The 9238-nt window shown below is 32.6% G+C and carries 9 protein-coding genes; 2 read left to right on the top strand and 7 right to left on the bottom strand.

Annotated elements, in window-relative coordinates:
- Positions 1-1674, top strand: a 1674-nt coding sequence (locus tag ACKI67_RS02790) for an ABC transporter ATP-binding protein (RefSeq protein WP_407461881.1), incomplete at its 5' end; no start/stop codon positions are given.
- The gene (locus ACKI67_RS02785; RefSeq protein ID WP_407461880.1) at positions 1671-2255 is read left to right on the top strand and encodes a MarR family transcriptional regulator; all 585 of its coding nucleotides are present in this window, start codon (positions 1671-1673) and stop codon (positions 2253-2255) included. The genes ACKI67_RS02790 and ACKI67_RS02785, both read left to right, overlap by 4 nt.
- Before the next feature lie 105 nt (positions 2256-2360).
- On the opposite strand, the gene ACKI67_RS02780 is transcribed toward ACKI67_RS02785, so the two are convergent.
- The 7 genes from ACKI67_RS02780 to ACKI67_RS02750 form a co-directional block, all read right to left on the bottom strand.
- Positions 2361-3098 (bottom strand): SDR family NAD(P)-dependent oxidoreductase, encoded by a 738-nt coding sequence (locus ACKI67_RS02780; protein WP_407461879.1) that lies wholly within the window; start codon positions 3096-3098, stop codon positions 2361-2363.
- A gap of 248 nt (positions 3099-3346) precedes the next feature.
- Positions 3347-4378: a DUF354 domain-containing protein gene (locus tag ACKI67_RS02775; RefSeq protein ID WP_407461878.1), complete on the bottom strand. Its 1032-nt coding sequence runs from the start codon at positions 4376-4378 to the stop codon at positions 3347-3349.
- Positions 4379-4564: 186 nt separating this feature from the next.
- Entirely contained in the window at positions 4565-5332 is a 768-nt protein-coding gene (gene hypB, locus ACKI67_RS02770; protein WP_407461877.1) for a hydrogenase nickel incorporation protein HypB, read from the bottom strand.
- A 142-nt stretch (positions 5333-5474) separates the two neighbouring features.
- The gene (gene hypA, locus ACKI67_RS02765; RefSeq protein WP_407461876.1) at positions 5475-5864 is read right to left on the bottom strand and encodes a hydrogenase maturation nickel metallochaperone HypA; all 390 of its coding nucleotides are present in this window, start codon (positions 5862-5864) and stop codon (positions 5475-5477) included.
- Positions 5865-6052: 188 nt separating this feature from the next.
- Positions 6053-6973 (bottom strand): ribose-phosphate diphosphokinase, encoded by a 921-nt coding sequence (locus ACKI67_RS02760; protein WP_407461875.1) that lies wholly within the window; start codon positions 6971-6973, stop codon positions 6053-6055.
- A 309-nt stretch (positions 6974-7282) separates the two neighbouring features.
- Positions 7283-8380, bottom strand: a complete 1098-nt coding sequence (locus ACKI67_RS02755; protein ID WP_407461874.1) for a hypothetical protein — start codon at positions 8378-8380, stop codon at positions 7283-7285.
- Positions 8381-8657: 277 nt separating this feature from the next.
- A complete protein-coding gene (locus ACKI67_RS02750; protein ID WP_407461873.1) occupies positions 8658-9140 on the bottom strand; it encodes a hypothetical protein in 483 nt (160 codons plus the stop codon).
- Positions 9141-9238: the final 98 nt, after the last annotated feature.

The raw sequence follows: 9238 nt of genomic DNA, 5'->3' as shown, positions 1-9238 counted from the left end.
ATCTGCGGAATCATATCAACAGTGTTTTCAGTCATAAGCCCTCTTTTAATAGGATTTGCTACAACTGCAATATTTGAGGGCATAAACTCTGGGAATATGGATTTGAATCATATAATCAATCTGCTCATTGCTATAGTGGTATTATATATCATAAGCGCACTCTTCTCATATCTTCAAAGTTATCTCCTGCTTGACATTACAACTGACATAAGCTATAATCTAAGAAAGGATTTGGTTGAAAAGGTAACTCACCTTTCAATGGGTGATTTGGATATAAACACCAGAGGAGACATCTTATCAAGAATCACAAACGATGTAGACTCACTCCAATCAGGAATTGTTCAAACATTCAACCAATTGTTGACTGGAGTCATTACAATAATCGGCGTTACAGTGATGATGCTCTCCATTAACCTATGGTTAACCCTTACTACAATAGTATTGGTTCCAATAGCTTTACTGATTATAACATACATAACAAAATACTCACAGGATTACTATCTAAAGCAGCTAAGATACAGAGGTAACCTGAATGGACAAATTGAAGAGTCCTTTACAGGCCATGAAATCATTAGAGCATTCAATCAGGAAGAGGAATCCATGAGAATCTTTGAAGTGGAAAATGAAAAATGGTATGAACAGGAATGGAAATCCAAATTCTTCTCAAGCCTATCAGGTCCTTTCGTGCATTTCATTTCCAACCTGCAATATGTAATCATATCCGTTCTTGGAGCTGTTCTCGTACTTCAAAGGGCAATAAGCGTCGGAGACATTTTGGCATTTATCCAATACTCCAAAAACTTCACAACACCTATCGAACAGGTCACAAGAATAATGAACATGATACAGACTGCAATGGCTGCAAGTGAAAGAATATTCGAATTCCTTGAAATAAGGATTGAAGAAAACCCTTCAAAAGAGCAGATCAATGCAATCAATGATGAAATCAGCTTTGAAAATGTCAGCTTCGGTTACAGCGAAGATGAACTTGTAATCAAAGACCTTTCATTTAAAGTCAAGAAGGGAGAGAAAATAGCTATTGTAGGTGAAACTGGAGCAGGAAAAACAACAATTGTGAAACTGCTCATGAGATTCTATGACTTAAACAGCGGTGAGATAAAGATTGATGGAGTCAACATCAACAATTACGACAAGCATAGCGTAAGATCCCTTGTAGGAATGGTGCTTCAAGACACTTGGCTATTCAATGACACAATATACAACAATATTCGCTATGGTAAGTTGGATGCCACTGAAGAGGAAGTCATAAACGCTTCAATAGAGGCTCATGCAGACCATTTCATCAGGCAAATCCCTGAAGGATACGAAAGCGAACTTAACGAAGATGCAGACAATATCTCCCATGGTCAAAAGCAGCTCTTGACAATTGCAAGAACCATTCTCTCAAACAAGCAGATATTAATTTTGGATGAGGCAACATCTTCAGTTGATACAAGAACTGAAAAGATCATCCAAGAGGCTATGGATAAATTGATGAAGGACAGAACAAGCTTCATCATCGCTCACAGATTGTCTACTGTCAGAAATGCAGATAAGATAATTGTAATTGAAGACGGACATATCATCGAGCAAGGAAGCCATGAAGAGCTGTTGGAGCAAAAAGGATATTACTACAATACCCTGAATACACAAAATAAGGAGAGTATCATATGAATAAGGAAAATAATTCAAACCATCATTTTGATTTTAATGAGGTAAATAATCAATTATTGTTCCATAAATTCATTATGATAAATGAGATTCTGGATAAAAGAATCAAAAAGCAAAATCCAGAAATGAAAAGCATTACAAAGGGACAAGGCAGACTGATCATTCTTTTAAAGAGAAAAGACGGATTTTCTACTAAGGAATTGTCTGAAATATTGAATATCAGTGTAACTTCCCTTAATGAAACCTTGAATAAGCTGGAACAGCAAAACCTCATCAGAAAGGTTCCCTCTCCTAAAGACAAGAGGGTTCTTCTTGTTGAATTGACAGAAGAGGGTAGGGCATTGGAATTTAAGAATCATGATGATATTGATATCTTTGACACTTTAAGCGAAGAGGAAAAGGAAAACTTAAATGAATATTTGAATCGCTTAACTATTGCACTCCATAAGAAATTCAAGGAAGAAAACCCTGAAAGATATGAAAAGATAATCAAAAACAGAAAGGAAATCTTTGAGAAATACTTTAAGGAAGATGATCCGAATGGAGAATGGTTGAAAATGATGAAATGCAATAAAAAACGATAAAAATAGAATACTGAAAAAATCAAATAACCATAATAAGAAAAGAAAAAAATAGAATATTAAAAAAATAATTAAGAGTGAAAACTCTTAATTATAACTCTTTTTAACCTATTGGAGTACAAATCCACCGTTAGGTGAAATAACTTGTCCAGTTAAGTAGCCAGCAGTCAAGATGTATTCAAGTGCACCTGCGATTTCTTCCACTTCACCAATGTGGCCGAGTGGGATGGTTGCTGCAAGAGCGTTTAATTCATCTTGGTTTACTCCACGTAACATGTCTGTCATGATCATACCCGGAGCGATTGCATTTACACGTACTTTTCTAGGAGCAAATTCCAATGCTAATGCACGGCATAAACCGATTACACCAGTTTTAGCAGCACAGTAGTCTGCTTGGTTAATTACACCGGTTAATCCACCTACAGATGCTGTACATACGATTGCAGTGTCACGGTCTACCATATATGGTAATGCTAAGTGGCACATGTGCATCATACTTACAAGGTTTGTGTTGATTACAGCTTCATATTTTTCTGGTTCTAAGTCAATGAAATTACAGTTGTTGGTAATACCTGCATTGTTTACAAGTGCATCAATTTCTTCACCAAATTCTGCAACAGCAGCTTCTACTAATTTTTTGCAGTCTTCAAATTTACTTACATCTGCTTGTACTGCAATAGCATTAACACCATATTCAGATTTAAGTTCTTCAACTAAGTCTTCAGTTAATTGCTTAGATGAGTCACTGCGATAGTTAATAGCTACATTGTAACCTAATTCACCTAATTTTAAAGCCATAGCTTTACCGATTCCTCTGGATCCACCAGTAATAATTGCATTTGCCATTTTTTCACCTCAGTTAATTTAAGTAAAATTTTAATTAATTTAATTAATTAAAGCTTTACAATTATAAATATAATTTAGGTGCACTTAAATTTTTCTAAAACTTCAAAAGTAATACTAAAAAATTAAAAAGAGAACTGTAATCACATAAAAAACATAAAAAATAATACAAAAAAGTGTCAAAAAATAAAAAAATTGTTTATTTTAAAAAAAGGCAATTGTTATTTTATAAAAATAGAAAAAAATAAAACTTATTTTTTAGAATTGCCTAATTCATAAGTCTTATTTACAATAAGTTCAAATAAATTGTCTGTTTTTAACTCGATTGGTTTATGAGGATTTACAATAAAGCTAAGTGCCTGTTTGGTAATATCCTCTAAATCAGTTGTTCTATACATCAATCCATTGTTTACATAAAACTGATCAACAGATAGGGTGTCTCCAGGATAACAGGAGATTACAGGAGTCTGTAGAATAGCTGCTTCCCTATTCATTGTTCCACCAGCACCAATGACAAGGTCACATGCCTTGATTATGCTTGAAGTATCAACTGGAGGCTTAAGTATTGTTACATTCTTGATTCCTTCAAAAATCTCAGCTTGTTCCTTAAATCTAGGAAGAATAAGAATGTTTGCATACTCCTTCAATACATCCACAACTGGAGATAAAACTGATTTTCTGCAATCTGTATTCAAATAGGAAGCAAGAGATGGTTCAGGTCTCATTAAAATAGTCTTTTGAAGTGGCAAATCAAGACCTAAATCATCGAAAATATTTTCATTGAACTTAAAATTGTTGAAGTGCATAAGTTCAGAAGTTCCATTATATTTGATGATGTCATTTGGATTTGCTCCATACTGCAATAATTTCCACTCATCGATGATGCTTGGAACTATGATTTTGCTGCATAAAGGAAGTGTCAACTTATTTGCAGCAGTTGCATGCTCATTGTCCAAAACGAATAGGCTTGGAATTCCAAGACCGAAAGCTACTCTTGGAAGTTCAATTGAGTGTTTTGATAGCGCTACATCAAAGTTTTCACCAGAAATCAAATCTGCCAAATTGACAACACGTTCAGCACTTTCCTTAAGTTTCTCTTCCAATGTGACTCCATGCTTACCTACAGATACAAAATCAATGTCATACATATCCATTAACTTATGGATATCTCCAAATTTACGTGCGGTAACTAAAACGTCATCTCCTTCATCTTCAAAATATTTGATAACATCCTTAAAAAATCTTACATGAGGAGCGTTTGATATATCAATCCAAATTTTCATGAAATCACCTTTTATAAATATTATTTTAGTAATACTTAATAAATTTTAGTAAAATTAGAAAGAAAAAAACAAAATATGATGAGAATAATTAAATGAATAAATTAAAAAAATAAAAAAAGATGGTTGAAAACAACCATTGAAAAAAGTTTTGGTCAAGGTTTTTGACCGAAGGTCAAAAAGCTTGAATTAATGATGATGTTCATGCTCATGACTGTGTTCGTGACCATGACTATGTTCATGAGTGTGCTCATGACTGTGTTCGTGTTCATGATCATGGTCATGATGATGGTGATGTTCAGCTTCATGTGCTTTAGCATCTTTAATAGCTTCAATCACTTCATCTAATCCAATACCTTCTTTTAAACTGGTAGTGATGACTTTTACATCAGGATTAAGTTTTTTAGCATCAGCAACCATCTTATCAGTGCTTGCACCAACAGCATCAGCCAAATCAATCTTATTAATGATAATCAAATCAGAGTCTTTGAAAATGTAAGGGTGTTTTTCTACAGTGTCGTCACCTTCGGTAACACTTACAACAACTACTCTCATATGAGAACCTAATTGGAAGTCAACCGGACAAATTAAATTACCTACATTTTCAATGAAAAGATAATCTATATCATCGAGAGGAAGGTCACCTAAACCATGACCTACTAAATGTGCATCCAAGTGACATTCAGTACCTGTATTCAATCCTACAACAGGTGCATTGTGAGATTTTATTCTATCAGCATCGAAATCACTGATGATATCTCCTGCAAGCACACCTACTTTTTCATCAAGATTATCAATCAAATCTTCAATAAGAGCTGTTTTACCAGATCCAATAGCTCCTACGAAGTCTACACAAAAGATATTGTGGTCTTCCAATAAATGTAAATTTTTATGTGCTAATCTGTCATTAGCATCCATAATGTTCTTTGCTATCTCTACATCTGCAATCTTATGCATATGATTCACCTTCTAAACATATAATTTTATAATAAGTTTAATAATTTTAAAAATTTGGACAATATTTTTAATAGTTCATGATAAAAGTATAAGAATTTTTAATTGATGTATTAATTATATCAATAGAATTTCTTGTTGTGATTTATTCCTCACTTTCATCATCTTCTTTTTCAATACTTATGCTTTTAACGGTAATGTCCTTACCGTTTATAACTTCAACCCTATGGCTTTCACATTTAGGGCATAAGATCATAGGTGCATAATGGTCACTGTCATCAATATCACCTACACCTTCAAAGCCACAGTTGTGACATTTGATATCAACATCAATAGTATTAATGATCATCTTGGCATTTTTAGTAAGCTCTTCGCCCTCAAACATAACACCAAGCATAAACTTCAATTGTTCAGGATTCAACATAGCCAACCTTCCGATTTCAATAACCACTTCAGTTACTTCAATCGCATCGTTTTCTTCCGCTGTGTCATAAACTGTGCTGAAAATCCCTTGAGCCATAGCAAATTCGTGCATTCAATATCTCCAAATATAAATTAATTAAATTATAATATAATATTTTCATTAATGTAATATAAAACTATTGTTAATAAATAAAACAATTATTAATTCAATGAATAAGCAGTAATACTTTTTTAAAGAAAATAAGAGAAAATAAGAAAAAATAAAAAATAAAAAATAAAAATATTTTTTAAAATATAAATTTATCTTAAAGCATCTGCGATAAGTTTTGCTAAAGAAATTGTGCTGACATCTGATTTCAAGGTGTCTGTACTTGACAAGTCACGAGCACCGGCAGCCATGATCTTTAAGACAGCATCGTTAACAAGCACTGGGTGAACACAGCATACATCTACAGATTTTGCACCATGTTCCTTTAGGATGCCTATAGCATTGACGATTGTACCACCAGTAGCTATGATGTCATCAATGATGATTGCCTCTTTTCCTTTAACTGAATCAATGTTGACTTTGGAATCCTTTTTGACCTTATCAAGGTCTTCAGTGTCAAAATCACATTGAACATCCACGATTCTTGTTTCAACCTTATCAGGTCCTAATCTGACTTTACTCATATAGGTACAGTTGCAACCAAGAATCTCAGCTATTTCTTCTGCAAAATCCAAAGCGCCTTTATCAGGAGCAATGATAATAGGATTTTCAACTTTATCTGCAAGGTATTCAGCAATTGGAGGCATAGCAGAAAGGTTTGCAGTTGGTATATTGAAGAAATCCCTAACGCTATCTTCGTGCAAGTTGATGGAAATGAATTCGTCTGCACCGGACTCTTCAATTAAATTAGCTACCAATTGAGCAGAAATAGCTTCTCCATCCTTGAATCTTAATTCTTGTCTACCATACCCTAAATATGGAACAACCACTTTGACATGTTCTGCCCCAAGGTCTTTAAGAGTTCTGAGTATAAACAATAATTCAATTAAATTTTCATCTTGAGGAAAACCTGTTGATTGGATGACAGTTACATTCTTTTCAACTTCCCCCTTGATTCTGATATATCTTTCACCATCTGGAAACTTTTTAGTTTCAAGAGGACATAAGGTTTCTCCTAATTCCTTTGCAACATTTGCTGCCAATTTTTGTGATGCTGAACCACCAATTATCAAAATAATCACCAAAAGTATTGTTTTTAATCTTATATTTTTAATCTAAATTTAATAATTAATTAAATTAATAATACAATAATATTTTTATTAATGTTTATAATTAAATATTACTATTTTTAAAAAAATTAGAGAATGGGAAAATAAATTAATTTTAAAAAATTAGAAAAAACAACTAAAACAATTAAAATAGATAGAATATATGGAATAGGTAAAAAAATAACTGAAAAAAAGTTAAAAAAATAGTTAAAAAACAGTATAAAAAAATAGAAAAAAGAAAAAGTTTGATTAAACTTTTTCAAAAAGCTTGGATTATCTGCTTACAGCTTCATTACTGTCTCTTCTAATAGAAACTGTATGAGCCAAGACTAAAGATCCTAGGAACAGGAAAGTCAGCAACGCCATACCATTAACGGTCCTGTTAAATAAGAAAAGACCGATGATTGCTTGAGCTATGAAACCAGTAAGGGAACCTATTAAAAGAACTTCCTTACCTAAATATTTCCTGTTTTTGCTTTCTCTTTTACGTCTGTACTCAACAAGGATTTTTAATCCGACTACAATTGTTCCCAATACTAACAAGAGCAATATGATGAATGTAAGATATCCGAAGTCATAAGCATAACCGAAAATACCTGGAAGCATATAATCGATTGTATCTTTCTTAGTTACCAATAGACCAAAGAAGAGAGGGAATGGTAAACCAAAGAGCAAAATAAATTGCATCGGTAAACTGATATATCCATCTGCAAATCCGGAACTATTAGACCAGTAGGAAGAAGCAGGATCATGCCCAATTAACCAAGTGTTCTCAACCACCAATTTTAAACTGGATACTGAGTTTTGAGCCAATCTTGAAATCCTTAACATTGGAGAGAAGATTTCCATACCACTGATTCTTGCAACGATTTCCAAAAGTCCAAATGCAACTAATCCTAATCCGAAGAATGTTAAAATCCTTTTAAGTGTGAGGATAGATTTCTGTCTGAATGACTTGGAAATAATGGTATATCCTATAAATAAACCTACAAACCATAATAATAAGAAAGACCTGTGCATTGCTCCACCAAAGATAGTAATTCCACCAAGGAATATGTAGACTATCTTTTTCAGCCGCGATACATTAACTCCCGACTCTTGCATCACCTTCAGCGAAGCTAATGCAGTCATAATAGCCAAAAGAGCAATTGGTCCGAATGGGTGAGTAAATTCGTGCTGACCAAATGACAATACTAAAAATACCAAGTCCGCACCGAATAAAAGTGTAAAACCTCCAGATAGGAACAATGATAGGAAAGTTACTACACTTAATGAAAGTGGAACTAGATTTAAAATAAATATCATGGTAGCAAGTAAAATCAACCCGACTTCGACTATAAGTTGAAAATGATTTTGAGCTATCAATAACATGAAATCACACAATAAATATTTTATAATAAATTTTAATTTGAATAAAGTAATTGTATAATCTAAAAGATTAAATATACATCATTATTTTTATTTAATTAAGTATTTAAATATTAGGAAAAAAGACAATTGAAAAACAATTAGAAAACAATTAGAAAAAATTAAAATAGAAAAAATAGCAAAATAGTAAAAAAAATATAAAAAAATAGTAAAAACCAGTTAAGAGCATAATACTCCTAACTAGTGAAAATATTTTGATCAAACTTTTTTTAAAAGTTTGTTAAATTATCATAATCTTAATATTACCCATTAATATATCCGGAATAACTGGCAAAAGATTTACCTGTGTAATACTCATTGCTACAGCATCTCCACGAGAGTGTCCTTCACCCCAGTCATGCTGACGGATAGTGTCTAAGATATCATCCCCGAATATGTGGGCTGCTGCCTTATCATTAATAATGACTAAAATATGAGGATTTATACCATAAGTATATTGCATAATCTCCTTTGCATCCTGATATGGATTATCAGTCATATAGATATTATGAAGTGTGTGGCCATTTGCATTATGTGAACTTCCTGGATAAATCCAAGTAAATCCACCATGTAAGCTCCATAAAGCAGCCATATCTACTCCAGGAATATTCCCTTCAGTATCATCTTGAGCTAAAATCAATACATTAGAAAATGCAGTGAATACTAATAAGAAAACTATAATTATAGCAAAAATTCCTATAATCTTTCTGGCTGAACTTGCCATTTAATCACCACCATAATTTTTAATCAAATTATATTTAAACATATTTTTTATCAAGATGTATTTTTACATCTAATTATTATTATAGTTCTATTTAAATA

Origin of the sequence: Methanobrevibacter sp. (genome assembly GCF_045577275.1) — an archaeon.
Taxonomy (GTDB): domain Archaea; phylum Methanobacteriota; class Methanobacteria; order Methanobacteriales; family Methanobacteriaceae; genus Methanobrevibacter.
This window is presented reverse-complemented; position numbering and strand designations above follow the sequence as displayed.

Coding starts and splice junctions, on each gene's coding strand:
- hypA (WP_407461876.1), bottom strand. CDS start 5,864: ATGCACGAATTTGCTATGGCTCAAGGGATTTTCAGCACAGTTTATGAC.
- ACKI67_RS02785 (WP_407461880.1), top strand. CDS start 1,671: ATGAATAAGGAAAATAATTCAAACCATCATTTTGATTTTAATGAGGTA.
- ACKI67_RS02755 (WP_407461874.1), bottom strand. CDS start 8,380: ATGTTATTGATAGCTCAAAATCATTTTCAACTTATAGTCGAAGTCGGG.
- ACKI67_RS02750 (WP_407461873.1), bottom strand. CDS start 9,140: ATGGCAAGTTCAGCCAGAAAGATTATAGGAATTTTTGCTATAATTATA.
- hypB (WP_407461877.1), bottom strand. CDS start 5,332: ATGCATAAGATTGCAGATGTAGAGATAGCAAAGAACATTATGGATGCT.
- ACKI67_RS02775 (WP_407461878.1), bottom strand. CDS start 4,378: ATGAAAATTTGGATTGATATATCAAACGCTCCTCATGTAAGATTTTTT.
- ACKI67_RS02780 (WP_407461879.1), bottom strand. CDS start 3,098: ATGGCAAATGCAATTATTACTGGTGGATCCAGAGGAATCGGTAAAGCT.